25 protein-coding genes are annotated in these 23,860 nt (G+C 73.5%); 4 read left to right on the forward strand and 21 right to left on the reverse strand.

The features are described from left to right. Window positions 1–6: 6 nt before the first annotated feature. The 4 genes from hsaC to ACJ5H2_RS11195 all read right to left on the reverse strand — a co-directional run bounded on the left by hsaC (window position 7) and on the right by ACJ5H2_RS11195 (window position 4,125). Entirely contained in the window at window positions 7–906 is a 900-nt protein-coding gene (hsaC, locus tag ACJ5H2_RS11180; RefSeq protein ID WP_408895459.1) for an iron-dependent extradiol dioxygenase HsaC, read from the reverse strand. Beyond that, window positions 903–1,799 carry a 4,5:9,10-diseco-3-hydroxy-5,9,17-trioxoandrosta-1(10),2-diene-4-oate hydrolase gene (gene hsaD, locus ACJ5H2_RS11185; protein WP_408895460.1) on the reverse strand — a complete coding sequence of 299 codons (897 nt, stop codon included), beginning with the start codon at window positions 1,797–1,799 and terminating at the stop codon, window positions 903–905. Before hsaD ends, hsaC begins: the two co-directional genes overlap by 4 nt. Next, window positions 1,799–2,986, reverse strand: coding sequence for a 3-hydroxy-9,10-secoandrosta-1,3,5(10)-triene-9,17-dione monooxygenase oxygenase subunit (gene hsaA, locus ACJ5H2_RS11190; RefSeq protein WP_408895461.1), 1,188 nt, complete (start codon window positions 2,984–2,986; stop codon window positions 1,799–1,801). Before hsaA ends, hsaD begins: the two co-directional genes overlap by 1 nt. Window positions 2,987–3,135: 149 nt before the next feature. Beyond that, on the reverse strand, window positions 3,136–4,125 hold the full coding sequence (locus ACJ5H2_RS11195) for a calcium-binding protein (RefSeq protein ID WP_408895462.1): 990 nt from the start codon (window positions 4,123–4,125) through the stop codon (window positions 3,136–3,138). 158 nt (window positions 4,126–4,283) lie between these two features. On the opposite strand from ACJ5H2_RS11195, the gene kstD reads away from it, so the two are divergent. From kstD to ACJ5H2_RS11210, 3 genes are read left to right on the forward strand one after another with little or no spacing between them, the layout of a single operon-like run. Beyond that, complete coding sequence (gene kstD / locus ACJ5H2_RS11200) at window positions 4,284–5,948, forward strand: 3-oxosteroid 1-dehydrogenase (RefSeq protein ID WP_408895463.1); 1,665 nt, start codon at window positions 4,284–4,286, stop codon at window positions 5,946–5,948. Further along, window positions 5,948–6,835, forward strand: a complete 888-nt coding sequence (locus ACJ5H2_RS11205) for a MaoC/PaaZ C-terminal domain-containing protein (RefSeq protein WP_408895464.1) — start codon at window positions 5,948–5,950, stop codon at window positions 6,833–6,835. Before kstD ends, ACJ5H2_RS11205 begins: the two co-directional genes overlap by 1 nt. A 45-nt stretch (window positions 6,836–6,880) precedes the next feature. Then, window positions 6,881–7,321: an OsmC family peroxiredoxin gene (locus tag ACJ5H2_RS11210; RefSeq protein ID WP_408895465.1), complete on the forward strand. Its 441-nt coding sequence runs from the start codon at window positions 6,881–6,883 to the stop codon at window positions 7,319–7,321. Window positions 7,322–7,346: 25 nt separating this feature from the next. Here ACJ5H2_RS11210 and rpe read toward each other — a convergent pair whose 3' ends face one another. From rpe to ACJ5H2_RS11230, 4 genes are read right to left on the reverse strand one after another with little or no spacing between them, the layout of a single operon-like run. Beyond that, a complete protein-coding gene (gene rpe / locus ACJ5H2_RS11215) occupies window positions 7,347–8,012 on the reverse strand; it encodes a ribulose-phosphate 3-epimerase (RefSeq protein ID WP_408895466.1) in 666 nt (221 codons plus the stop codon). Window positions 8,013–8,037: 25 nt separating this feature from the next. Then, a complete protein-coding gene (gene ligD, locus ACJ5H2_RS11220; RefSeq protein WP_408895467.1) occupies window positions 8,038–8,991 on the reverse strand; it encodes a non-homologous end-joining DNA ligase in 954 nt (317 codons plus the stop codon). Window positions 8,992–9,026: 35 nt separating this feature from the next. Next, the gene (locus tag ACJ5H2_RS11225; protein ID WP_408895468.1) at window positions 9,027–9,572 is read right to left on the reverse strand and encodes an NUDIX domain-containing protein; all 546 of its coding nucleotides are present in this window, start codon (window positions 9,570–9,572) and stop codon (window positions 9,027–9,029) included. 18 nt (window positions 9,573–9,590) lie between these two features. Next, entirely contained in the window at window positions 9,591–10,760 is a 1,170-nt protein-coding gene (locus ACJ5H2_RS11230; RefSeq protein WP_408895469.1) for an MFS transporter, read from the reverse strand. Between the two features lie 95 nt (window positions 10,761–10,855). On the opposite strand from ACJ5H2_RS11230, the gene ACJ5H2_RS11235 reads away from it, so the two are divergent. Next, window positions 10,856–11,242 carry a MerR family transcriptional regulator gene (locus tag ACJ5H2_RS11235; protein WP_408895470.1) on the forward strand — a complete coding sequence of 129 codons (387 nt, stop codon included), beginning with the start codon at window positions 10,856–10,858 and terminating at the stop codon, window positions 11,240–11,242. Here ACJ5H2_RS11235 and ACJ5H2_RS11240 read toward each other — a convergent pair. From ACJ5H2_RS11240 to ACJ5H2_RS11300, 13 genes are all read right to left on the reverse strand, one after another. Continuing rightward, window positions 11,208–12,224 (reverse strand): LLM class flavin-dependent oxidoreductase, encoded by a 1,017-nt coding sequence (locus tag ACJ5H2_RS11240; RefSeq protein ID WP_408895471.1) that lies wholly within the window; start codon window positions 12,222–12,224, stop codon window positions 11,208–11,210. The two genes, ACJ5H2_RS11235 and ACJ5H2_RS11240, sit on opposite strands and share 35 nt — an antisense overlap. A gap of 28 nt (window positions 12,225–12,252) precedes the next feature. Beyond that, the gene (locus ACJ5H2_RS11245) at window positions 12,253–13,605 is read right to left on the reverse strand and encodes an RsmB/NOP family class I SAM-dependent RNA methyltransferase (protein WP_408895472.1); all 1,353 of its coding nucleotides are present in this window, start codon (window positions 13,603–13,605) and stop codon (window positions 12,253–12,255) included. Continuing rightward, window positions 13,602–14,528, reverse strand: a complete 927-nt coding sequence (gene fmt / locus ACJ5H2_RS11250; RefSeq protein ID WP_408899625.1) for a methionyl-tRNA formyltransferase — start codon at window positions 14,526–14,528, stop codon at window positions 13,602–13,604. Before fmt ends, ACJ5H2_RS11245 begins: the two co-directional genes overlap by 4 nt. Window positions 14,529–14,533: 5 nt before the next feature. Next, window positions 14,534–15,079, reverse strand: coding sequence for a peptide deformylase (def, locus tag ACJ5H2_RS11255; RefSeq protein ID WP_408895473.1), 546 nt, complete (start codon window positions 15,077–15,079; stop codon window positions 14,534–14,536). 31 nt (window positions 15,080–15,110) lie between these two features. Further along, a complete protein-coding gene (locus tag ACJ5H2_RS11260) occupies window positions 15,111–17,156 on the reverse strand; it encodes a primosomal protein N' (protein ID WP_408895474.1) in 2,046 nt (681 codons plus the stop codon). Window positions 17,157–17,422: 266 nt separating this feature from the next. Further along, window positions 17,423–18,622 carry a methionine adenosyltransferase gene (metK, locus tag ACJ5H2_RS11265; protein ID WP_408895476.1) on the reverse strand — a complete coding sequence of 400 codons (1,200 nt, stop codon included), beginning with the start codon at window positions 18,620–18,622 and terminating at the stop codon, window positions 17,423–17,425. A gap of 160 nt (window positions 18,623–18,782) precedes the next feature. Then, a complete protein-coding gene (coaBC, locus tag ACJ5H2_RS11270) occupies window positions 18,783–20,033 on the reverse strand; it encodes a bifunctional phosphopantothenoylcysteine decarboxylase/phosphopantothenate--cysteine ligase CoaBC (RefSeq protein ID WP_408895478.1) in 1,251 nt (416 codons plus the stop codon). A 13-nt stretch (window positions 20,034–20,046) separates the two neighbouring features. Further along, the gene (gene rpoZ / locus ACJ5H2_RS11275) at window positions 20,047–20,376 is read right to left on the reverse strand and encodes a DNA-directed RNA polymerase subunit omega (protein WP_408895479.1); all 330 of its coding nucleotides are present in this window, start codon (window positions 20,374–20,376) and stop codon (window positions 20,047–20,049) included. A 54-nt stretch (window positions 20,377–20,430) separates the two neighbouring features. Further along, a complete protein-coding gene (gene gmk, locus ACJ5H2_RS11280; protein ID WP_408895480.1) occupies window positions 20,431–20,988 on the reverse strand; it encodes a guanylate kinase in 558 nt (185 codons plus the stop codon). 7 nt (window positions 20,989–20,995) lie between these two features. Next, complete coding sequence (gene mihF, locus ACJ5H2_RS11285) at window positions 20,996–21,316, reverse strand: integration host factor, actinobacterial type (RefSeq protein WP_139623021.1); 321 nt, start codon at window positions 21,314–21,316, stop codon at window positions 20,996–20,998. 92 nt (window positions 21,317–21,408) lie between these two features. Next, on the reverse strand, window positions 21,409–21,876 hold the full coding sequence (locus ACJ5H2_RS11290; protein ID WP_408895481.1) for a hypothetical protein: 468 nt from the start codon (window positions 21,874–21,876) through the stop codon (window positions 21,409–21,411). Window positions 21,877–21,878: 2 nt separating this feature from the next. Continuing rightward, a complete protein-coding gene (gene pyrF / locus ACJ5H2_RS11295; protein ID WP_408895482.1) occupies window positions 21,879–22,703 on the reverse strand; it encodes an orotidine-5'-phosphate decarboxylase in 825 nt (274 codons plus the stop codon). Continuing rightward, window positions 22,700–23,860: an alpha-hydroxy-acid oxidizing protein gene (locus ACJ5H2_RS11300; RefSeq protein ID WP_408895483.1), complete on the reverse strand. Its 1,161-nt coding sequence runs from the start codon at window positions 23,858–23,860 to the stop codon at window positions 22,700–22,702. Before ACJ5H2_RS11300 ends, pyrF begins: the two co-directional genes overlap by 4 nt.

Here is a 23,860-nt window from a genome sequence, read left to right on the forward strand (position 1 = left end):
TCCCCGTCAGCGTCCGCCGCCGAAGTCGTGACCCCAGTACGAGACGGCCGTGGACTCCCGCGCCACCCAGCGGGCGTCGTCGACGGTCATGCCCTCGGTGCCGAACTCCACGTCGAAGCCGCCCGGCGAGCGCACGTAGAAGGAGATCATCTCGTCGTTCATGTGCCGGCCCAGCGTCGCCGAGAGCGGAGCGCCGTGCTTGCGGACCCGTTCGAGGGCGCGGCCGACGTGGTCGAGCTTGTCGACCTCCAGCATCACGTGGACGCACTTGGCCGGGTTGGGCATCGGCAGGAACGCCAGGGAGTGGTGGCGGGGGTTGACGCCGAGGAAGCGCAGCCAGACCTTGCTGCCCGGCTCCTTGCCGACGAACTCGCCCGGCATGCTCATCGAGTCGCGCAGCCGGAAGCCGAGCACCTCGGTGTAGAAGCGCAGCGCCTCGACGTCGTCGAGGACCGGGACCACGATGTGGCCCATCCCCTGCTCGCCGGTGACGAACGTCGCGGCGTACGGCGTCACGACCGGGCGCGCCTCGTAGGTGATGCCGTGGAAGAGCTCGAAGACGTTGTCCCAGGGGTCGCGGAAGCGGATCAGCTCCTGCACGCGGCGCTCGTCGAGCTCCTCCCGCACCCCCTCCTCGAACTCCACGCCCGCCTTCTGCAGGTGCTCGCGGGCCGCCTGCAGGGCCTGGTGGTCGGCGACCTCCCAGCCGGTGCAGTCGAGCTGGTCGACCTCGGCCGGGAACACCACGATGCGGGCCGAGACCTCGTCGATGCGCCAGTACTGGTGGGCGGGGTTCGGCCCCCGCCCCTCGGCGAGGCCGAGCACCTTGCCCGCGAAGGTCTTCCAGGCGTCCAGGTCGGTGCTCGCGACCCGGATGTAGCCCATGGACTTGATGTCGATCGTCATGAACGCTCCTTGTGGCGGGCCAGGAAGGCGGTGCAGATCTCGGCGAACTCCTCAGCCGCCTCGATCTGGGCCCAGTGCCCGCAGTTGGGGAAGACGTGGAGCTGCGCCCTGGGGATCTGCTTGAGGGCGACCAGCGCGCCGTCGAGCGGGTTCACCCGGTCCTCGCGGCCCCAGGTCAGCAGCGTGTGCTTGCGCAGCCGGTGCGCCTCGCGCCAGAGCATGCCGTCCTCGGCCCACTCGGGATTCCAGAACGACGCACCCATCGACCGCATCGCCTCGAGCGACCCGGGCGCCGTGGCGTCGGCGAAGCGCTCCTCGACCAGCTCGTCGGTGACCAGGGACTGGTCGACGACCATCGTGGAGATGAAGGCGCGCAGCGCCTCGCGACTGGGACTCATGCTGAAGTCCATCAGCCGCTGGACGCCCTCGGTCGGGTCCGCGTGGAAGAGGTTCACCGACAGGCCGCCGGGGCCCATCAGCACCAGGCGGCCGACCCGGTCCGGGTACTCCAGCGCGAACCGCATGGCCGTCCCGCCGCCCAGCGAGTTGCCGAGCAGGTGCACCCGCTCGATCTGCAGCTCGTCGAGCAGCTTGACGAGGTACGACGCGGAGTGGCGGAAGTAGTTCGCCCTCACCTCGGGCTTGTCCGAGGCGCCGAAGCCGGGCTGGTCGACCAGCAGGGTCCGGAAGGTCGCGGCGAAGCGCGGCAGCGCCGAGCCGAAGTTGCTCCACGCCGAGGCGCCGGGACCGCCGCCGTGCAGGAGCACGAACGGCAGGCCGCCGCCGACCGAGGACCCGCCCTCGGGGCCGGCCTCGTAGTAGTTCAGGGTGATGTCGCCGGCCTTGGCCGAGCGACGGGTCTCCTCCCGGCCGAGACGCGCGTCGCCGGCCATCAGTACATCCCCGGGTCGACCTTGTGGCCGAACTGCTGGCCGCCGTACATCTGCAGCGCCCGCTCCGGGTCGTTCGCGGCGTGCACCCGGCCGGCGTGGGCGTCGCGCCAGGCCCGCTGGAGGTAGGTGCCCTCGGCGAGGGCGCGGCCGCCCGAGGCCTCGAAGAGGGTGTCGATCGCCTCGATGGCGCGGGCCGTGCCGAGCACCTGGTCGCGCCGGACCCGCAGGCGCAGCTCGAGCGGGATCTGCTCCCCCCGGGCGACGTGCGCCTGCTCCTCGCGGATGTTGTTGACCAGCAGCGCCCAGGCGGCGTCGATCTCCGAGGAGGCGCGCGCGATCCGCACCGCCGCGAAGGGGTCGAGGGACGCCTTCTCCCCGAGATAGGCCGCGCGGACCCGCTTCTGCTGCATCTCGACGTGCTCGGCGTAGGCACCGCGGGCCATGCCGATGATGGGGGTGGCGATGGTCGAGGTGAAGATCGAGTGGAACGGCAGCCGGTAGAGCTCGCTGGTGTTGACCGCCTGTCCGGGTCCCTTGCACTGCCCGGTCTCCCCCATGGAGAGGGTGAACTCCTCCGGGATGAAGGTCTCCTCCACCACGATGTCGTTGGAGCCCGTGCCGCGCAGTCCGACGACGTTCCAGACGTCGACGACCTGGTACTTCTCCCGGGGGACCAGGAAGGTGCGGAAGTCGACGACCTGGCCGTCCTCGTTGAACACCAGACCGCCCAGCAGCACCCACGCGCAGTGGTCGGAGCCGGACGAGAAGCTCCACTTGCCGGACAGCGTGAAGCCACCCTCCGTGATGACGGCCTTGCCGGTCGGGGCGTACGACGACGACAGGCGCACGCTCTGGTCGTCCCCCCACACCGCCTGCTGCGCCTCGTCGGCGAACAGGGCGACCTGCCACGGGTGCACGCCCACGACGCTGGACACCCAGCCGGTGGAGCCGTCGGCCGAGGCGATGTCACGCACGGCGGTGTAGAACGCGACGGGGTCGGCCTCGAGGCCGCCGTACCGCTTCGGCTGGAGCAGGCGGAAGAAGCCGGTCTCCTCGAGCTCCTTGATCGAGGCGTCCGGGATCACCCGGAGCCGCTCGCCCTCCTCGGCCCGCTCGCGAAGGGTCGGGAGGAGGTCGCGCACGCCGTCGAGGACGGCGCTCACCTCGGGGGCGAAGTCGGTGTTCATGGGAGCTCCTGTGTCTGCGACAGTGTGTGCTCCCCCAAGATTAGAACAGGTTCTACTTTTCCGGCAAGCCGCCGGGCCGAGAGGGCCGAGAGACGCGAACGGGGCGCCGGACCCGAAGGTCCGACGCCCCGCTCAGACGTGCCGAGACGTCAGCCGGCGGTGGGCCGCCAGCCGACCTCCACCGAGCCCTCGGGGCCCCAGTGGAAGGCGTCCGGACCGTAGACCACGTTCTCGCAGCCCTTGGCCTTGATCTTCTTCGCGGCGATGTTGAAGTAGACCGTGTCCACCCCGGAGCCGCAGACGATCTTGGTGCCCTTGACGGGGTTCTTCACGTACACGGTGTCGTTGCCGGCACCCGGCTTGATCTTCGACTTCTCGTCCAGCTCGCTGCGGTCGAGGTAGAAGGTGTCGTCGCCGGCGCCGCCGATGGCCTTGAGCAGGCCCTTCAGCAGGCCGTCCGAGCCGGAGTAGCCGAAGGAGTCGTTGCCGAGGCCGCCCTTGAGGACGTCGCCCTCGCCGTTGGACTCGTAGAAGCGGTCGTCGCCGTCGCCGCCCTTGGCCTTGTCCTTGCCGGTCGTCCCGTAGAGGGTGTCGTGGCCGAGGCCGCCCTTGAGCTTGTCGTTGCCGTCGCCACCGAAGAGGTAGTCGTTGCCGGTACCACCGGTGAGCTTGTCGTTGCCGGCGCCGCCGTTGAGGTCGGCACCGTAGTAGCCACCCCGGTAGGAGTCGGTCTGAGCCGGGTCGCCGTTGCCGGCGCGCACCTTGTCGTTGCCGTCGGCGGCGTCGACGTAGTCGACACCGTCGCCGGTGTTGATCTTGTCGTTGCCGGGACCGGTGTAGATGCGGTCGCCGCCGGCCTCGCCGAAGACCTTGTCCTTGCCCTCGCCGCCGACCAGCTCGTCGTTGCCGTTGCCGCCGTAGAGGCGGTCGTTGCCCGCCCCGCCCTCGATGCGGTCGTCTCCGTCGGCGCCCCAGAGCTTGTCCTTCCCGCCCAGACCCAGGATCTGGTCGGCGTCGGCGGTGCCGACGATCTTGTTCTTCTTCGCGGTGCCGACGAAGTCGGCGGCGAAGGCCGGCGCGGAGACGCCGACGGTCAGGGTCGCCGCCAGGGCGATGCCGACCGCGTTCATCTTCTTCATGTATTCCCCCAAGATGGAGTGAGACGGATGGTTCCGCAACCGAACTGCCCCGGGACGGCCCCTGTCAAACCCGCACGGGGCCAGGCGTCCACCCATCGGTCGGCCCGCGCCCGGCCGGGGCACCCGAGCCGGCACTAGAACCTGTTACAGTTTTGCCCATGAAGGACTCCTACGACGTCGTCGTGGTCGGCGCCGGCGGTGCCGGCATGTCCGCCGCGCTCGCCGCCGCCCATCGGGGGCTCGACACCGTCCTGGTCGAGAAGAGCGGGCACTTCGGCGGCTCCACCGCCCGCTCGGGCGGCGGGGTGTGGATCCCCGGCAACTATGCGCTGGCCGCGGCCGGTCAGGTGGAGCCCGGGGACCGCGAGGCGGCCAAGACCTATCTCGACGCCATCGTGGGCGATGTCGTGCCGAAGGTACGCCGCGACACCTATCTCGACCGCGGTCCCGAGGTGCTGGACTTCCTGCGGGAGACCACGCCGCTGCGCTTCACCTGGGTCCCCGAGTACGCCGACTACCTGCCCGAGCAGCCGGGCGGGCGGCCTCGCGGGCGCAGCGTCGAGCCGGTCCCCCTGGATGCCCGCTTCCTCGGCGACGAGCTGGCGCGGCTGCACCCGCCGTACACGAAGGCGCCGGCCAACCTGATCGTGACCCAGGCCGACTTCCGCAAGCTCAGCCTCGGGCTGCGCACGCTCCGGGGCCCCCTCACCATGCTCAAGGTGATGCTGAAGCGGCTGCTCGCCGTCGTCACCGGCAAGCGGATGTTCGCGATGGGCAACGCGATCGCGATCGGCCTGCGCAAGGGCCTCGTCGACGCCGGCGTCCCCGTCGCCTACGACACCGCGCTCCTCGACCTGCTCGTCGAGGACGGACGCGTCGTCGGCGTGGTCGTCGAGCAGGACGGCGCGCGCCGTGAGATCCGCGCGCGTCGCGGCGTGATCCTCGGCTCGGGCGGCTTCGAGCACAGCCAGGAGCTCCGGGAGAAGTTCCTCCCGCAGCCGACGTCGGCCGCCTGGTCCACGGGTGCGGCGTCGAACACCGGGGCGGGCCTCCTCGCGGGCACGGCCGCGGGGGCCGCGACCGACCTCCTCGACGACGCCTGGTGGGGTCCGACCATCCCCCTGCCCGGCCGAGCCTGGTTCTGCCTCGCCGAGCGCAACCTGCCGGGCTCGATCATCGTCAACTCCGCCGGGCGGAGGTTCATGAACGAGGCGCTGCCCTACGTCGAGGCGACCCACGCCATCTACGCCGGGGAGGCCACCGGCGTGAGCCATGTGCCGTCGTACATGGTCTTCGACCAGACCTACCGCAACCGCTACCTCTTCGCGGGCGTGGCGGGGCGGCAGCCCTTCCCCGGTCGCTGGTACAAGGAGGGCGTGGTCACGCGCGCCGACACGCTCAGCGAGCTCGCCGAGAAGGTGGGGCTCCCGGCGGGCTCCCTCGACGCGACCGTCGAGCGGTTCAACGCCTTCGCTCGCTCCGGCGTCGACGAGGACTTCCACCGCGGCGAGTCGGCCTACGACAAGTACTACTCCGACCCGACGGTGAAGCCGAACCCGTCGCTCGCCCCGATCGCCAAGGGACCGTTCTACGCCGTGAAGATCGTGCCGGGCGACCTGGGCACCAAGGGGGGCCTGGTCACCGACGAGCGCGCCCGGGTCCTGCGCGAGGACGGCTCGGTCATCGCGGGCCTGTACGCCGCGGGCAACGTCTCCTCCGCCGTGATGGGACACACCTACCCGGGACCGGGCGGCACCATCGGGCCGGCCCTGGTGTTCGGCTACCTGGCCGCTGAGGACATCGCCCAGGACGGAGCCGCCTGATGCCCATCGACCCCACCGTCGCGATCGGGGCCGACCTCGGCGCGCGCACCTTCTCCTGGACCGAGTCCGACGTCCTGCTCTACCACCTCGGGATCGGCGCGGGCTCCCGGCCGGGCGACAACGTCGCACCGGAGGCGCTGCGCTACACCCTCGACGACGCGGCGCTGCAGGTGCTGCCCTCGTTCGGCGTCGTCGCCCCGACCTTCCACGAGACCGACCCGCCTCCGCTCGACCTGCCCGGCTGCGACATCAACCTCGCCCAGGTGGTCCACGGCTCGCAGTCGATCACGGTCTCCGGACCGCTGCCGACGTCCGGTACGGCGACGGTGCGGACCACACTCACCGACGTGTGGGACAAGGGCAAGGCGGCCGTGATCTGGCAGGAGGGCGTCGCGACCGCCGGGGACGACGGCACGGGCGAGGAGCTGTGGCGGGTGCGCTCGTCGATCTTCGTCCGCGGCGAGGGCGGCTGGGGCGGCGAGCGCGGCTCGGCCACGGCTGTCGAGGTGCCCGACCGCGAGCCGGACCACGTGTCGACGTACGCCGTCACCCCGCAGCAGGCGCTGCTCTACCGCCTGTGCGGCGACCGCAACCCGCTGCACGCCGACCCGGGCTTCGCCAAGGCCGCCGGCTTCCCGGCCCCGATCCTGCACGGGCTGTGCTCCTACGGGATCGTGCTGCGCGAGCTCACCGACGGCCTGCTCGGCGGCGACGCTCGCGCTGTCGCCGGGTTCACCGCGCGGTTCGCCGGGGTGGTCTTCCCCGGCGAGACGATCCGGGTGGCGGGCTGGCGGGAGGGGAGCTCGGTGGTCGCGTCGGCGACGGTCGCCGGCGGCGACCGGGACGGCTCCCCCGTCCTCGCGGACTGCGTGCTGTCGCTCCCCTAGGCGCCCCGACTAGGTTGGGCGCGTCCCCCGACGAAAGGACCACCCATGCCCACTCGCACCGGTCGCACCGCCTGGAACGGCGGCCTCCAGGACGGCTCCGGACAGGTCGAGCTGACGTCCTCGGGCGCCGGCACCTTCGACGTGTCCTTCCCCAAGCGCGCCGCCGACGACGCCGACGGCACCACCAGCCCGGAGGAGCTGATCGGCGCCGCGCACTCGGCCTGCTATGCCATGTCGCTGTCGAACGAGATCGCCAAGGCCGGTGGCACGCCGGTCGCGCTCGACGTGTCCGCCGACGTCACGCTCGGCCCCGACCCGGCCGGCGGCTTCCAGATCACGGGCATCGTGCTCACCGTGCGCGCCGAGGTCGAGGGGCTCGACGCCGCCGCGTTCGACACCGTCGCGGGCGCCGCGAAGGTGGGCTGCCCGGTGAGCAAGGCCCTCTCGGCGGTTCCGATCACGCTGGACGCCGCGCTCGAGGGCTGACCGCGCGGCGGCGCGGGGCCGGGGGTCAGCCCCGGGCGCCCTCGGCCCTCGCCCGCAGCGCGGCCACCATCTGGTCGGGGTCCTCGGCCGAGTACACCGCCGAGCCCGCCACGAAGACGTCGGCGCCGGCCTCGGCGCAGCGCTCGATGGTCTCCAAGGAGACCCCGCCGTCGACCTGGAGCCAGGTCTCGACGCCGTGCTTGTCCATCAGCGCCCGCGCCCGTCGGATCTTGGGCAGGCACAGTTCCAGGAAGCGCTGCCCCCCGAAGCCGGGCTCGACCGTCATGACCAGCACCATGTCGAGCTCGGGCAGCAGGTCCTCGTAGGGCTCGATCGGCGTGGCCGGCTTGAGCGCCATCGAGGCCCGAGCGCCCGCGGCGCGGATCTCGCGCGCGAGGCGGACGGGCGCCTTGGCCGCCTCGACGTGGAAGGTGACCGAGCCGCAGCCCGCCTCGACGTACGCCGGTGCGTTGCGGTCGGCGTCCTCGATCATGAGATGGGCGTCCAGGGGCACCGGGCTGACCCGGGCCAGTGCCTCCACCATGCCCGGGCCGAAGGTCAGGTTGGGAACGAAGTGGTTGTCCATCACGTCGACGTGGACCCAGTCCGCGCCGGGGATCCGGGCCACCTCCTCACCGAGCCGGGCGAAGTCGGAGTTGAGGATCGACGGGGTGATCTGGATGTGGCCCACGGGGCGCCAGTCTAGGGGCGGGCGGCTACTCCGGCTCCGGCGGCTCGGACGAGCCCTCGGCCTCGTCGCGCTCCGCCCACTCCAGCAGCGGCGCGAGGTCGAAGACGTGGTCGTCGATGTCGTGGTGCAGGTCCCCGAGCTCGGCGAAGCGGGCGGGCACGGTGCGGATGGTGAGATCGCGCGGGTCGGCGTCGTCGATCTCGTCCCAGCGCACCGGTGTCGAGACCCGGGCGTCGGGCAGGCCGCGCACCGAGTAGGCCGCGGCGATGGTGTGGTCGCGGGCGTTCTGGTTGTAGTCCACGAACACGGCCGCGGGATCGCGGTCCTTCTTCCACCACGCGGTGGTGACGAGCTCGGGGGCGCGCCGCTCGACCTCGCGCGCGAACGCGAGCGCGCCCCGGCGCACCCCCTTGTGGTCGTGCTCCGGGCGGATCCGGACGTAGACGTGCAGGCCCTTGCTGCCGCTGGTCTTGGGATAGCCCACCGCGCCGAGCTCGTCGAGCACCTCGTGGGCGACGTGGGCGACCCTGCGGATGTCGTCGTAGGACGCGGCCGGGCCGGGGTCCAGGTCGATGCGCCACTCGTCGGGCTGCTCGGTGGCGCCCCGCCGGCTGTTCCAGGGGTGGAACTCGACCGTCGACATCTGCACCGCCCAGATCACCGACGCCAGCTCGGTCACGCACAGCTCGTCCGCGGTGCGCTGCCAGCGCGGGAAGTACAGCTGCACCGTCTCCACCCAGGGCGGCGCACCGGCGGGCAGCCGCTTCTGGTGCACCTTGTCGCCCGCGAGGCCCTTCGGGAAGCGGTGCAGCATGCACGGGCGCTCCCACAGTGCGTTCACGATCCCGTCGCCGACCGCGAGGTAGTACTCCACCAGGTCGAGCTTGGTCGCCCCGATCTCCGGGAAGTACACGCGCTCGGGGTTGCTCACCCGGACGACCCGGCCCTCGACCTCGATCTCCACCGCCGGCGACGCCATGGCGCGACAGTACCCAACCGCGCCGAGCCCGGGCCTCAGCCGACGCGGCCCAGCGCGACGAGCGCGAGGAGCAGGCAGGCCAGGGTCTCGCCGTCGGCGATCTCCCCCCGCCCGACGCGAGCGAGCAGGTCGTCGAAGGGGATGCGGTGGACGGCGGCGATCCCGTCCTCGAGCATGGCGTCGTCCCCGACATGGGTCAGCCCGCGGGCGAGGAAGACGACCTCGGGGGCGTCCGCGACGCCGATCAGTGCGCTCATCCGGCCGATCTCCTGCCAGTCCGCGGCGGCCAGGCCCGTCTCCTCCCGCAGCTCGCGCTGCGCGGCGACGAGCGGATCCTCCCCGTCGGCGCCCCCGGCCGGCACCTCGAGGGACGCGCGGTCGCCGGTCGTGTACCGGTCGACCTCGACCAGCACGACCTCGTCGTCCTCGGTGACCGGTACGACGAACACCGCCGGCTGGCGCACCTCGACGACGCCGTAGATGCCGTCCGTGCCGTCAGGCCGGGTCACCTCGTCCTCACGGACCCGGATCCACGGGTTCTCGTAGGCGATCCGGGTCGAGCGGCGCTGCCAGGTCTCCACCGGGCCAACCTACCGGCGTCACGTTCTCGGCCGGCCTGTCACGCCGGTGGCGGCGACCAGTCCGGCAGCGGCCAGCAGCACCAGGACCGCGGCAGGCACTCCGAGCCCGCCGACGCCGTACGCCGCGACGATGCCGGAGGCGGCCGCGGCGCCGACCGCTATGCCGCCGTTGAAGAGCACGGGGATCAGCGCGCCGGCCAGGCTGCGGTGCGCCGGGCCGGCCAGGCGCAGGATGAGGGTCTGGGCGAGCGGCGGGAGGGCACCCGACGTGACGCCCCAGAGGACGACCAGCGCCAGGTGGCCGTTGCTGCCGACGGCCAGGATCGCGGCGGCGGTCCCCGCGGCGGTGACCACCAGGCCGAGCGCGGTGCGGTCCACCCGGCCGGCCAGGAGCACGCCGACCGCGGAGGCGAGACCGAACACGAGCAGCGCGAGCGCCGGCGGCCCGGCGAGCCGGGTGATGAAGGTGTAGGCGCCGTAGTGGCCGACCAGCACCAGCGCCACCAGACCGGTCACGACGACCATCGCGCGCAGGGAGCCGCTGGCGCCGGACCCACCGGCCTCCTCGACGCCGCCGGCCGCGGCGGGCGGGACGACCCGCAGCACCAGGACCGCGGCCAGCACGCTGGCGACCGCGAGCATGCCGAACGACGCGCGCCAGCCGACGAGGTCGGCGACCAGGCGTGCCAGCGGGGTGCCGAGCACCATCCCGAGCGTGGCGCCGCCGAGGACGACCGACGTCGCACGCCCGAGCAGCCGGTCCGGGACGAGGTCGGCGACGTGCGCGTTCACCGTGGACCAGAGCAGCCCGACGGCCGCCGCACCCAGCGTGCGCGCGACCAGAACGACGGCGTACGAGGGGGCGAGGCCGCTCGCCGCCGCAGCGACGGCGAAGACCACCAGGCTGCCGGCGATCACGGCGCGGCGCGGCAGGCGCCGGGTGAGCCGGACCAGAGGGATGCTCGCGACCACCACGACGCCCGCCCAGATGCTGACGAGCAGCCCGGCCGCGGCCTCGGAGACCCCGAGCCCGCGGCTCATCGGGCCGAGCACCGCGGTGGGCAGCATCTCACCGGTCACCATGACCAGCGTCGCGCCGCCGAGGACGAGGAGGACGGGCCAGGGCAGCCGCGCGTCGGTGCTGGGACCAGCCGGGCCGGGCCGGGTGGTGGGGGTCGTCAAAGCCATGCTTCGACGCTAGAGTCTGACACTGATGTCAATGTCAAGCACTGGAGGCGCGAAGGTGAGGCAGGACACATGAGGGACTGTGCGAGGAGGCCCCGGTGAGGATCGGCGAGCTGGCCGAGCGGACCGGCGTCGCGGCCCGGCTGATCCGCTACTACGAGCAGCAGGGGCTGCTGAGCGCGGACCGGCTGCCCAACGGCTATCGCACCTACGGCGAGGCCCACGTCGAGCGGGTCGAGCGGATCGCCGGCCTGGTCCAGGCCGGGATCCCCACGCGGTTGGTCAAGGTGCTCCTCGAGGCCGAGGCCGCGTGTGCTCGCGAGCAGGCCACCTGCTCCGCCGAGGTCGCCGCGCTCCTCGCCGAGGAGCTGGTCGGCCTGGAGAGCCGGATCTCGTGCCTGACCCGCAGCCGCGACACGATCCGGCAGTTCCTCGCGCAGGTCAGGCCAGTCAGCGCCACCCCAGCGCCGGCGCCACCTGGGTGAGGATCGCCTCGAGGACGTGGGCGTTGTAGTCCACACCCAGCTGGTTGGGAACGGTCAGCAGGAGGGTGTCGGCCTCGGCGATCCCCTCGTCGCCACGCAGCTGCTCGACGAGCCGGTCGGGCTCGGCGGCGTACGACCGACCGAAGATCGCGCGCATGTCGTCGATCACCCCGATCTGGTCGTCGTCGGGACGGCCACCGAAGTAGGCGCGGTCCTCGTCGGAGACGAGCGGGAAGATCGACCGGCTGACCGAGACGCGGGGCTCGCGTCGGTGGCCCGCCTCGGCCCACGCCGCGCGGAACGCGCGGATCTGCTCGGCCTGCTGGACGTGGAAGGGCTGCCCGCTCTCGTCCTCCTTGAGCGTGGAGCTCATCAGGTTCATGCCGAGCCCGGCCGCCCACCGCGCGGTGCCGTTCGAGGCGGCGCCCCACCAGATCCGCTCCCTCAGACCCTCGGAGTGCGGCTCGAGACGGAGCAGCCCCGGCGGGTTGGGGAACATGGGCCGGGGGTTCGGCTGCGCGAACCCCTCGCCGCGGAGCAGCTCGAGGAGAACCTCGGTGTGCCGGCGGGCCATGTCGGCCTCGGTCTCGCCCTCGGCGGGGGCATAGCCGAAGTGGCGCCAGCCGTCGACCACCTGCTCCGGTGAGCCGCGGGAGATGCCGAGCTGCAGGCGGCCGCCCGCGATCAGGTCGGCCGCGCCGGCGTCCTCGACCATGTACAGGGGGTTCTCGTAGCGCATGTCGATGACGCCCGTGCCGATCTCGATCCGGCTGGTCCGCGCGCCGATGGCCGCCAGCAGCGGGAACGGGCTGGCGAGCTGCCGGGCGAAGTGGTGCACCCGGAAGTACGCACCGTCCGCGCCGAGCTCCTCCGCGGCCACCGCGAGGTCGATCGACTGGAGCAGGGTGTCGGCCGCGGACCGGGTCTGGGACTGCGGGCTGGGCGTCCAGTGCCCGAAGGAGAGGAAGCCGATCTTCTTCATGACTGGTTGAACGGTCAACCAGTTCCGCTCATTCCCGGCGTAGCAGCGCGAGGAACATCGCGTCGGTGCCGTGCCGGTGCGGCCACAGCTGCACGGTGCCGTCGAGCGGCCCCGCGGCCTCGGGTACGGCGGGCAGGTGCGGCCGGACGTCGTCGAGGCGCACGCCGTCGTGCGCGGCCAGCGTGGCGGCGACGACCTCCGCGGTCTCGGCACGCACCGGTGAGCAGGTCGCGTAGAGCAGCGCTCCCCCGGGACGCAGCACCCGCACCGCCTCCGCCAGCAGCCGGCGCTGCAGGGCGACGAGCTCGTCGAGGTCCGCGGGCGTGCGACGCCAGCGCGCCTCGGGCCGCCGCCGCAACGCGCCCAGCCCGGTGCACGGGGCGTCGAGCAGGATCCGGTCGGCGCTGGAGTCGACGAAGGGCGCCCGGGTGGCGTCGGCCTGGACGACGCCGGCCAGCCCCCGACCGGCGGCGGCGCGGGCGACCAGGCGGGCGCGGTGATGGTGGAGCTCGACTCCGGTGACCGCGGCGCCGCGCTCGGCCGCGAGTGCGGCCAGCAGGGACGCCTTGCCGCCGGGACCGGCGCACAGGTCCACCCACCGCTCGTCGCGTCCCTCCACGGGAGCAGACGCGAGGGCCAGGGCGACGAGCTGCGATCCCTCGTCCTGCACCCCGGCCCGCCCGTCGGCGACGGCCGGGACCGCGGCCGGGTCGCCGCCGTCCAGCACGACGCCGTAGGGCGAGTATGGCGTCGGCGTACCCGGGAGCTCGTCGCGGGTCACCCGTCCGGGGCGGGCGACGAGAGTGACCCGCGGCGGGACGTTGTCGGCCTCCAGGAGCGGCCCGATCTCGGCCTCGCCGACGGCCGCGGCGAGCTCCTCGACCACCCAGCGCGGATGGCTGTGGGCGATCGCGAGGTGGCCGTGGGGGTCGCTGCTTGCGGGCGGGGCGACCTCGGCGAGCCAGCCGCCGAGGTCGCGCGCGGCCACCCTGCGCAGGACCGCGTTCGCGAAGCCGGCAGCGCCGGGGCTGACCCGCGCCCGGACCAGGTCGACGGTGGTGCTGATCGCGGCATGGGCGGGCACGCGCATGCCGAGCAGCTGGTGCGCCCCGAGGCGCAACGCGTCCAGGACCTTCGCCTCGACCTTGCGCAACGGCCGGTCGATGCACGCGGCCAGAACGGCGTCGTACGTGCCCTGCCGACGGACCGTTCCCGCCGCGAGCTCGGTGACGAACGCGGCGTCGCGCCCGGTCAGGCCGCGCTCGGCGAGCACGGCGGGCAGCACGAGGTTGGTGTAGCCGTCCTCGACACGGACCGCGCGCAGCACCTCCAGGGCGGCCGCGCGCGCCGGGTCGGTCCGCGGGCGGCGCGGCCGGCTCACCGGAAGCTCGCGCCCGCAGGCAGCCGGACGCCGCGGGCCCAGTCCGCCGCGCCCATCTGCCTCTTGCCGAACGCCTTCACCTCGGTGAGCCGGACCGGCGCGGTGGCCGTGCCGACGAGGACCTCGGACTTGCCGGCCTCGATCGCCCCGGGTGCCAGCTGCGGGCCCTCGGCGGCGATCTCGACGCGCCCGAGCTTGACCCGCTCGCCGTCGAGGGTGGTCCAGGCGCCCGGGCCGGGGGTGCAGGCCCGGATCCGGCGGTCCACGCCGACGGCCGGCTCGGTCCAGTCGACGCGGGCGTCCTCGACGGTGATCTTCGGGGCGAGGCTGACCCCCTCGGCCGGCTGCTCGCGGGCTTCCAGGGAACCGTCGGCGATGCCGTCGAGGGTCGCGACCAGCAGGCTGGCGCCGCCCTCGGCCAGGCGGCCCAGCAGGTCGCCCGCGGTGTCGGTGGGCCGGATCCGCTCGGTCATCACGCCGAAGGTCGGGCCGGCGTCGAGCGCCTCGACGATGCGGAAGGTGGTGGCCCCGGTGTACTCGTCGCCGCCCCAGATCGCGTGCTGCACCGGCGCCGCGCCGCGCCAGGCCGGCAGCACCGAGAAGTGCAGGTTGACCCAGCCGTGGCGCGGGATGTCCAGGGCGCTGCGCGGCAGGAGGGCGCCGTACGCGACCACCGGGCAGCAGTCCGGCTCCAGGGCGCGCAGCGCCTCCTGGAACTCGGGGTCGCGGGGGTGCGCCGGCTTGAGCACCGGTACGCCGAGCTGCTCCGCGCGCTGCGCCACGGGGCTCGGCGTCAGCCGGCGCCCGCGCCCGGCGGGCGCGTCGGGCCGGGTGACCACGCCGACCAGCTCGTGACCGGAGGCGGCGACCGCGTCGAGTGCGGGGACGGCGACCTCGGGGGTTCCCGCGAACACCAGGCGCAGCGGCGTCACCGGCCGAAGCCGCCCGTCGCGTGCGGCGACACCTTGATCGTCGGCTTCTCGAGGCCGAACCACTCCGACTCGCGGATCTCGCGCATCGCGGCCTTGCGGGCCGCCTCGTCGAGACGGTCGATGAACAAGATGCCGTCGAGGTGGTCGGTCTCGTGCTGGATCGCGCGGGCGAGCAGGTCGGACCCCTCGACCGTCACCGGCTCACCGTGCATGTCGAAGCCCGTGGCGACCACCGAGAGCGCGCGCAGGCAGTCGTAGGTGAGCTCGGGAAGGGACAGGCAGCCCTCGGGACCGTCCTGGGTCTCCTCGGAGAGCCGGAGGCGGGGGTTGACCAGGTGGCCGACCTGGCCGTCGACGTTCCAGGTGAACACCCGCAGGCCGACGCCGATCTGCGGTGCCGCCAGGCCGGCCCCGGGCGCGTCGAGCATCGTGTCGGTCAGGTCGGTGACCAGCTGGCGCAGCTCGGCGTCGAAGTGGACGACCTCGATCGCCGGCTTGCGGAGGACGGGGTCGCCGAAGAGTCGGATGGGTCGGATCGCCACCGGATCAGCCTAGTGGGCGCTCGCGGCGGACTCAGATTTCCCAGGGGTCCACCTGGATCCGGACCGGGTCGAGCTTGCGGGCCGAGCGCAGCCGCTGCGCCTCGCCCAGCGCCCGGGCCAGGGCCACCCCCTCGGCGCGGGGCACACGCAGCACGATCCGCTCCACGTCGGGGTCGCGCGTCGGCACCGGACCGAGGACCTCGGCGGAGCCGGGCAGGGAGAGCAGCGCCCGCAGGTCGTCGAGAGCCCCCGGCGGACCGGTGACGGTTGCCAGCCGCGCGGCGGGCGGCAGGCGGGCCTCCCGCCGGTCCTCGGCCTCGCGGACCGCGAAGCCGGCCGGGTCCCAGCGCACCAGCGCCTGGAGGGCAGGCACCGCGGGGTCCCCCACCGCCAGCGCCCGGCCGCCCGGACCCAGCAGGCCGACGGCGTTGCACCACCGTCGCAGCGCCTCCTCGGGGGCACGCATGCTGTCGCGCCCCAGGACCCACCAGGTGTCGAGGAGCACGACGACGGCGTACCCGGTCGCGGCGACCGGCTCGGCTCCCGGCGTCGCCACGACGATCCTGGGCTCGGCACCCACCGCGGGACGCACGTGCTCGCCGGAGGACGAGAGCACGGGAACCTTGGGGAAGGCCCGGCCCAGCTCGTCGGCCGTCCGTGCGTCGCCGACGACCGGCGCGCGCAGGCCTGTGCCTCCGCACTCGGCACAGGACCAGCCGGCCGCCTCCGTCGCGCACCACCGGCAGCGCGGGGGCGTCGTGGGGCCGGTGAGCTCCAGCGGGCCGGAGCAGGCCGCGCAGCGCGCGGGCGTGCGGCAGCGCTCGCAGGCCAGGCGCAGGACGTAGCCGGCGCGGGGCGTCTGCACGAGCACCGGGCCTCGCTCGAGGCCCCAGCGCAGCGCGTCGTACGCCTCGCGCGGCACCCGGGCGCCGCCGGCGGCCGGGTCACGGTCGAGCGCCGTGTCCGAGGCACCGCTGACCGCGATCAGCGCCCGGTCGCGCACCGTGGCGCGCGGCAGCGCGATCTCGCGGGCCCAGCCCGCGTGGAGAAGGTGCTGCGCCTCGACGGTCCGGGCGAAGCCGCCGACCAACGCGGCCGTGCGCTCGTGCTCGGCGCGCAGCAGCAGCACCTCCCGCACGTGCGGGTACGGCGCCCGCGGCTCCGCGTGCAGGTCGTCGCCGTCGTCCCACACCACGACCAGCCCGAGGTCGTGCACCGGCGCGAACGCCGCGGAGCGGGTGCCGACGACGATGCGGCGCTGTCCCCGGCTCACCGCGAGGAAGTCGCGGTAGCGGGCGGCCGGGCCGGGATCGGCGTGCAGGGTGACGTGGTGGCCCTCGCCGAGAAGCCGCGTGAGCGCGGCGTCGAGGCGGGCGACGTCGCGGTGGTCGGGCAGGCACAGGATGCTGCCGCGCCCCGAGGCGAGGGCCGCGGCGGCGAGATGGGCGAGCAGGGCCGGCCAGTCCTCGCCGGGCCCGGCCGACCACACGGCGCGCGGCGGATGTCCCTCGCGCAGGTGGCCCAGGAAGGGTGCCGCCGCGGGATAGGGCGCCCAGGCGCGGTGCGCGGCGGCGTCGTCGTACTCCAGCGGCGGGGCGGGGCTCGCGCTCCCCCGCTCGGTGGTCGCGTGGCGGGGCGGGACGGCCAGGCGGCGCACGTCGGCGCTGACGCCGGCATAGCGCTCCGCGACCCGCTCGCACAGCGCGGCGACGGCCGGGCTGAGGACGGGCTCCGGGCTGACCAGGCGCCGCAGCGGGGCGAGACGGCCGTCGTGCTCGGACGCCGCGGTCCGCGCGACGACGAAGCCGTCGACGTCCTGACCGCCGAAGCGGACCTTGACCCGGGCTCCCGGCACGGCGCCCGCCGCCATGGCCGCCGGCACGGCGTAGTCGAAGGCGCGGTCGAGATGGGCCAGCGGCAGGTCCAGGACCACCCGGGCCACCGGGTCCACCTCGGAGATCTCCGCATCCGCGAGCCTCCTCGCCCGCGTCGCGGCCGCCTTGGCGCGCCCCTCCGCCACCCGGTCCCGGACCAGGCCCGGCAGCTCGAGCGCCGGCTCGTCGGGGGTAGGGGTCATGCCCGCTGTTCTACCAGCGCACCCCGACCCATCCGCGAGGTGTGAGGTTTGGTGGCGCGAAGTGTGAGGTTTGGTGGCGCGAGGTGTGAGCCTTGGCGGTGCGAGGTGTCAGCTTGGGCGCGCCCGGGCGCGCAATCCTCACACCTCACGCGCGCATGCCTCACACCTCGCGCCGCCAGACCTCACACCTCGTGCGCAATGACCGACCGGCCCAGCCGCGGGAGCGGCCGGACCGGTCGGGAGGGTGCTGCGCTGAGGCGGGTGGGTCAGATGCCGGCGGCGGCCTTGAGCGCGTCGGCGCGGTCGGTCCGCTCCCAGGTGAACTCGGGCAGCTCGCGGCCGAAGTGGCCGTAGGCGGCCGTCTTGGCGTAGATCGGACGGCGCAGGTCGAGATCGCGCAGGATGGCGGCCGGGCGCAGGTCGAAGACCTCGAGCACGGCCTCCTGGATCTTCTCGTCCGGGACGACGCCCGTGCCGAAGGTCTCCACGAAGACGCCGACCGGCTTGGCGACGCCGATCGCGTAGGCCACCTGGACCTCGGCGCGGCGGGCCAGGCCCGCGGCGACGATGTTCTTGGCGACCCAGCGCATCGCGTAGGCGGCCGAGCGGTCCACCTTGGACGGGTCCTTGCCGGAGAAGGCGCCACCGCCGTGGCGGGCCATGCCGCCGTAGGTGTCGACGATGATCTTGCGGCCGGTCAGGCCCGCGTCGCCCATCGGCCCACCGACGACGAAGCGCCCGGTGGGGTTGATGAAGAGCTGGTAGCCCTCGGAGGGCACCGACGACTGGAACTGCTCGAGGACCGGCTCGATCACGTTGACCGTGATGTCCTTGGCCAGGGTCTCCTGGTCGACGTCCTCGGCGTGCTGGGTCGACAGGACCACGGTGTCGATCCGCACCGGGCGGTCGTCCTCGTCGTACTCGATGGTGACCTGGGTCTTGCCGTCGGGACGCAGGTACGGCAGCGTGCCGTCCTTGCGCACCGCGGTGAGTCGCTCGGCCAGCGTCTGCGCGATCTTGATCGGCAGCGGGAAGAGCTCCGGGGTGTCGTCGCAGGCGTAGCCGAACATCAGGCCCTGGTCGCCGGCGCCCTGGCGGTCGAGCTCGTCGCCCGAGCCGTCGACCCGCTCCTCGAAGGCGTCGTCGACGCCCTGCGCGATGTCGGCCGACTGCGCGCCGATGGCCACCTGCACGCCGCAGGAGTTGCCGTCGAAGCCCTTGTCGGACGAGTCGTAGCCGATCTCGAGCACCTTCTCGCGCACCAGCTGGGCGACCGGGGCGTAGGCCTCCGTGGTCACCTCACCGGCAACGACGACCAGGCCCGTGGTGAGCAGGGTCTCGACGGCGACACGGCTCTTGGGGTCGTGCTCGAGCAGGTAGTCGAGCACGGTGTCGCTGATCTGGTCGGCGATCTTGTCCGGGTGACCCTCGGTCACCGACTCCGACGTGAACAGACGTCCGGTCATGTGGTGGAAGCTCCTGTTTCTTCGTAAACATCGAGAAGACCGGTGCCGGGACCCCGCCGGCGCGGTCTGGTGTCGTGTTGCGGTTGCGGTGCCGTTCCAACGATACGGCGGGCAGGGGTCATGCCCGCATGTCTCATCACCCAGTCGGTCACCCAGTCGGTCACCCGGTGGTCGGGTGCGGGGCCAGGCGGAGGGCGACCTGGTCCCAGATGAGATGCGCCAGGGCCGACTTCGAGCCGTGCGGTACGTCGACGGCGGATCCGTCCGCGCCCAGCACCACCGCCTCGTTGTCGGTGCTCCCGAAGACCGCTCCCCCGCTCACGTCGTTGACGACGAGCAGGTCGCAGCCCTTGCGCGCGAGCTTGGCGCGGGCGAGGTCGAGGACGCTGCCCGTGGCGTCGCCCGTCTCCGCCGCGAACCCGACGATCACGGCTTCCGGGCGGGACCGGTGGGTCGAGATCTCCTTGAGGATGTCGGGATTCTGTTGCAGCGTGATCGACGGTGCCGAGCCGTCGTCGGCCTTCTTGATCTTCACCTCCGAGGCGGAGGTGGGCCGGAAGTCGGCGGGCGCGGCGGCCATCACGACGGCGTCGGCGACCGCGGTCGCGGACAGGACGGCGTCGCGCAGCTCGGCGGTCGACTCGACCCGCACGACCTTGACGCCCGCCGGGTCCGGCAGGTCGACGTTCGCGGCGATCAGGGTGACCTCCGCTCCGCGCGCGGCCGCGGCGCGGGCCAGGGCGTAGCCCTGCCGACCCGACGATCGGTTGCCGAGGAAGCGGACCGGGTCGAGGCGCTCGCGGGTGCCGCCGGCCGAGACGACCACGTGCCGACCGGCGAGGTCCAGGACGCCGGCGGCCGAGGCGCCGGCCTGCGACCGGGCGAGCACGTCGCGCGCGACCTCGAAGATCTCCTCCGGGTCGGGCAGCCGGCCCTTGCCGGTGTCCGCCCCGGTCAGCCGGCCCTCGGCGGGCTCGATCACGAGCACCCCCCGCGCGCGCAGGGTGGCGACGTTCGCCGCCGTGGCGGGGTGCTCCCACATCTCGGTGTGCATGGCGGGGGCGAGGACGACGGGGCAGCGCGCGGTCAGCAGCGTGTTGCTGAGCAGGTCGTCCGCCAGCCCGTGGGCGGCCTTGGCCAGCAGGTCGGCCGTCGCGGGGGCGACGACGACGAGGTCGGCGCTCTGGCCCAGGCGCACGTGCGGCACCTCGTGCACGCCGTCCCAGACCTCGGCCGAGACCGGCTTGCCCGAGAGCGCGGCCCAGGTGGGCGCGCCGACGAACTCCAGCGCCGCCGCCGTCGGTACGACGGTCACGTCGTGGCCCGACTCGGTGAGCCGGCGCAGCAGCTCGCACGACTTGTAGGCGGCGATGCCGCCCGAGACGCCGAGCACGACCCGAGGCCGGGACATCCGGGGCGTCAGATCACTCGGCGTCGGCGGCCGGCGTCTCGGCGGCCGCAGCCGCGGCGGCCTGCTCGGCAGCCAGCTCGGCCGGGTCGATGTCTTCGCAGGTCAGCAGGTCCTCGTTGATCTCGCGCAGGGCGATCGAGAGCGGCTTCTCCTGGACGTGGGTCTCCACCAGCGGGCCGACGTACTCGAGCAGGCCCTCGCCGAGCTGGGAGTAGTAGGCGTTGATCTGCCGCGCGCGCTTGGCGCTGTAGAGGACGAGCTTGTACTTGCTGTCCGTCTTGGTCAGCAGGTCGTCGATGGGAGGGTTGGTGACACCCTCGGCGGCGATGTTCGGGGCAGACACGTGAAGAGGCCTCACAGAAGATGGGCGGGCAGAGACGGCAGGCCGATCGGACGATCAGCGGGGACCAACCATCAAGGCTACCAACTCCTCGACGGCAGCGTGAACTTCGCGGTTGACGATCGTCACGTCGAACTCCGCCTCGGCCGCCAGCTCCTGGCGCGCGGTCGCGAGCCGGCGCTCCCGCTCCTCCTCGTCCTCGGTGCCCCGGCCGACGAGCCGCCGGACCAGCTCCTCCCACGACGGGGGCTTCAGGAACACGAAGACCGCCTCGGGCATGGTCTCGCGGACCTGCCGGGCGCCCTGCAGGTCGATCTCGAGGAGCGCCGGGCGGTCGGCCGCCAGCGCGGCGTCGACAGGTCCGCGCGGGGTGCCGTAGCGGTGGACGCCGTGCACGACGGCCCACTCCAGCATCTGGCCGTCGGCGACGAGGCGGTCGAACTCCTCCGCGGACACGAAGTGGTAGTGCACGCCGTCGACCTCGCCGGGGCGCGGCGGACGGGTCGTGGCCGAGACGGACAGGTAGATCTCCGGGTGCTGCTCGCGCATCGCGGCAGCGACCGTGCCCTTGCCGACCGCGGTGGGGCCGGCGAGGACGAACAGCTTCGCCGTCACCGGGTGCTCATGCCTCGGGCGCGAACTCGCGCTCGAGCGCGGCCACCTGCTTGGCGCCGAGCCCGCGGACCCGGCGCGACTCGGCGATCCCGAGCCGCTCCATGACCTGGCGGGCGCGCACCTTGCCGAGGCCGGGCACCGACTGGAGGAGGTCGAGCACCTTCATCTTCCCGATGACCTCGTTGACCTGGCCCTGCTGCAGCACCTCGCTGATGGACGCGCCGGAGTTCTTGAGCCGGTTCTTGACCTCGGCCCGCTCCCGGCGGGCGGCCGCTGCCTTCTCGAGGGCAGCCTGGCGCTGTTCGGGGGTGAGGGGAGGCAGAGCCACGGGTGAGAAGTCCTTCGGTCAAGGGTCAGCAGGCGGCGGAACCGCGCCAGCCAATCTAGCCATTGCCCGCAGGCACGGGCAATGCGGGGCGGTCACATGCTCAGCGGCGTCTTGCAGACGTCCCGCGCCTGCTGCTCGACTCGCGCCAACGCGGTCGCCGTGTCCGGCGAGCCCAGCCGGACCGCGGCGGACTCGATGGCCGCGCGGTCCTCCTCGGCCAGGCCGGTCGGCGGGCTCTCCACGCGGTACGACGCCGGGTCGACGCCGGCGTCGTCCAACGCATCCCTCAGCGCGGTGACCCGCTCGACCACGAGCGTCCAGTCGGCCTCGATGTCCTCGGGCGACTTCGCGGCGAGGTCCTCGAAGCTGGGGAGTGCCCGCAGCAGGCCGGTGGTGGGGCCGGCCGAGAGCGCGGCGCCCACGTCCTCGCGGTGGTCGGCGACCTCCGCGCAGTAGTCGGCGAAGGGGTCGTCCTCCCCGACCGTGCGCACCATCACGACGGCGACCAGGGCAGCGACGGCGACCAGGCCCAGCGCGGCGAGCAGCAGACGACGGCGCACGCTCAGGCTCGCAGCCCGCGCAGCTCGTCGTTCGCCCGGCGTACGGCGTCGCGGAGCGCGCCGGCGTCCGGTCCCAGGCGCAGCACGCCCCGGGAGGAGGTGGGCAGGACCGTGGCGACGCCGGACCCGAAGATGCGGCGGATGTCGTCGGTGGTGCCGCCCTGCTCGCCGTACCCGGGGGCGAGGATGGGGCCGTTGAACGCGAGGTCCAGGCCGCGGTCGTCGGCGAGGGTGGCGCCCACGACGGCGCCGAAGGAGCCGAGCGGGCTCGCGTCGTCGTTCAGCCGGCGCAGGTGGTCGAGCATCGTCGCGGAGACGGTGCGCCCGTCGGTGACGGCCTCCTGCACCTCGGGGCCCTCCTCGTTGGAGGTCGCGACGAGGACGAACAGACCCGCGTCGTGCCGACGCGCGGTGTCGACGAACGGAGCCAGGGAGCCGAAGCCGAGATACGGGCTGACGGTCACCGCGTCGCAGGCGAGCGGCGAGGCCGGGTCGAGATAGGCGTCGGCGTAGGCCTGCGAGGTCGAGCCGATGTCGCCGCGCTTGACGTCGAGGAGGACCAGCGCGCCCGCGTCCCGCGACGCGGCGATGACCCGCTCCAGCACGGCGACGCCGCGGCTGCCGAAGCGCTCGTAGAACGCCGACTGAGGCTTCACGACGCTGCAGTACGGCGCCACGGCCTCGACCGCGCCCAGCGCGAACCGCTCGAGCCCGTCGAGGTCGTCGTCGTAGCCCCAGGCCCGGAGCAGGCCGGCGTGGGGGTCGATCCCCACGCAGAACGGGCCGCGCTCGGCCATCGCCGTGTGCAACCGGGAGCCGAAGCTCATGGCTGGACCCTCCTCAGTGCGTCCGGGCCGAGGTCGGCTCGGGTCGGGTAGCCGTCGACGGCCATGACGAGATCGGCCTCGGCCTGCAGGGCGCGCACCTGGTGCACGGCGCCGGGCACGCCGCCGAGGGCGAGGGCGTACACATAGGGCCGTCCGATCGCGACGGCGTCCGCCCCCAGCGCGAGCGCCTTGACGACGTCGGCGCCGGTGCGGACCCCGGAGTCGAAGACCACCGGGGCGCGCCCGTCCACCGCCGTCACGATGTCCGGAAGCCAGTCGAGCGCCGCTCCCCCGCCGTTGGCCTGCCGGCCGCCGTGGTTGGAGCAGTAGATGCCGTCGGCGCCCTCGTCCAGGGCGCGCCGCGCGTCATCGGGGTGGCAGATGCCCTTGAGCACGATCGGCAGGTCGGTCAACGAGCGCAGCCAGGGCAGGTCCTCCCAGGTCAGCGGGTGCCCGAACGTGCCGACCCAGGTCATCACCACGGTGCCGGGGTCGGGATCGGGCCCCGTCATCTCCTGGAACACCGGGTCGGACGTGTAGTTGGCGAGCGACTTCCCGCGCAGCTGCGGGAAGTTGCCGCTCGCGAGGTCGCGGGGACGCCAGCCGGGCACCCAGGTGTCGAGGGTGACCACGATCGCCTCGTACCCGGCTCGCTCCGCGCGCCGCACCAGGCTGGCCGCCAGCTCGCGGCTCTTCGGCGTGTAGAGCTGGAACCACGTGCCGGCGTCGCCCGCCGCCGCGGCGACGTCCTCGAGCGGGTCGCTCATCAGCGTGGAGCCGATCAACGGGACCCCGGTCGCGGCCGCGACCTCGGCCGCGTGGACGTCACCGTGCTGGTCGGGGGTGCACAGGCCGACGACGCCCACCGGGGCGAGCAGGAGCGGACTGGCGAGGGTGCGGCCGAAGAGCTCGACGGACAGGTCGCGCTCGGTGCGGGCGCGCAGCATCCGCGGGATGAGCGCATAGCGCTGGAAGGCGGCGACGTTGGCGCGCTGGGTGGCCTCGTCCCCCGCTCCCCCGGCGACATAGGTCCGCAGCTCCGGGGGCAGCGCGGCGAGGGCGCGGGCCTCCAGGTCCGCGTAGTCGAAGGGGTGGGCGGGAAGCACGCCGCCGAGCGCACCGAGGTAGAGCTCGATCTGGTAGTCCCCGAAGCTCAT

It is taken from the genome of Nocardioides pymetrozini, from assembly GCF_046058985.1.
In the GTDB taxonomy this organism is placed as follows: Bacteria; Actinomycetota; Actinomycetes; order Propionibacteriales; family Nocardioidaceae; genus Nocardioides.

Bases quoted from the DNA above. Each gene is read 5' to 3' on its own strand.
- hsaC (WP_408895459.1), bottom strand. From the start codon at position 906: ATGACGATCGACATCAAGTCCATGGGCTACATCCGGGTCGCGAGCACC.
- hsaD (WP_408895460.1), bottom strand. From the start codon at position 1,799: ATGGCCGGCGACGCGCGTCTCGGCCGGGAGGAGACCCGTCGCTCGGCC.
- hsaA (WP_408895461.1), bottom strand. From the start codon at position 2,986: ATGAACACCGACTTCGCCCCCGAGGTGAGCGCCGTCCTCGACGGCGTG.
- ACJ5H2_RS11195 (WP_408895462.1), bottom strand. From the start codon at position 4,125: ATGAAGAAGATGAACGCGGTCGGCATCGCCCTGGCGGCGACCCTGACC.
- kstD (WP_408895463.1), top strand. From the start codon at position 4,284: ATGAAGGACTCCTACGACGTCGTCGTGGTCGGCGCCGGCGGTGCCGGC.
- ACJ5H2_RS11205 (WP_408895464.1), top strand. From the start codon at position 5,948: ATGCCCATCGACCCCACCGTCGCGATCGGGGCCGACCTCGGCGCGCGC.
- ACJ5H2_RS11210 (WP_408895465.1), top strand. From the start codon at position 6,881: ATGCCCACTCGCACCGGTCGCACCGCCTGGAACGGCGGCCTCCAGGAC.
- ligD (WP_408895467.1), bottom strand. From the start codon at position 8,991: ATGGCGTCGCCGGCGGTGGAGATCGAGGTCGAGGGCCGGGTCGTCCGG.
- ACJ5H2_RS11230 (WP_408895469.1), bottom strand. From the start codon at position 10,760: ATGGCTTTGACGACCCCCACCACCCGGCCCGGCCCGGCTGGTCCCAGC.
- ACJ5H2_RS11240 (WP_408895471.1), bottom strand. From the start codon at position 12,224: ATGAAGAAGATCGGCTTCCTCTCCTTCGGGCACTGGACGCCCAGCCCG.
- ACJ5H2_RS11260 (WP_408895474.1), bottom strand. From the start codon at position 17,156: ATGACCCCTACCCCCGACGAGCCGGCGCTCGAGCTGCCGGGCCTGGTC.
- metK (WP_408895476.1), bottom strand. From the start codon at position 18,622: ATGACCGGACGTCTGTTCACGTCGGAGTCGGTGACCGAGGGTCACCCG.
- coaBC (WP_408895478.1), bottom strand. From the start codon at position 20,033: ATGTCCCGGCCTCGGGTCGTGCTCGGCGTCTCGGGCGGCATCGCCGCC.
- pyrF (WP_408895482.1), bottom strand. From the start codon at position 22,703: ATGAGCTTCGGCTCCCGGTTGCACACGGCGATGGCCGAGCGCGGCCCG.
- ACJ5H2_RS11300 (WP_408895483.1), bottom strand. From the start codon at position 23,860: ATGAGCTTCGGGGACTACCAGATCGAGCTCTACCTCGGTGCGCTCGGC.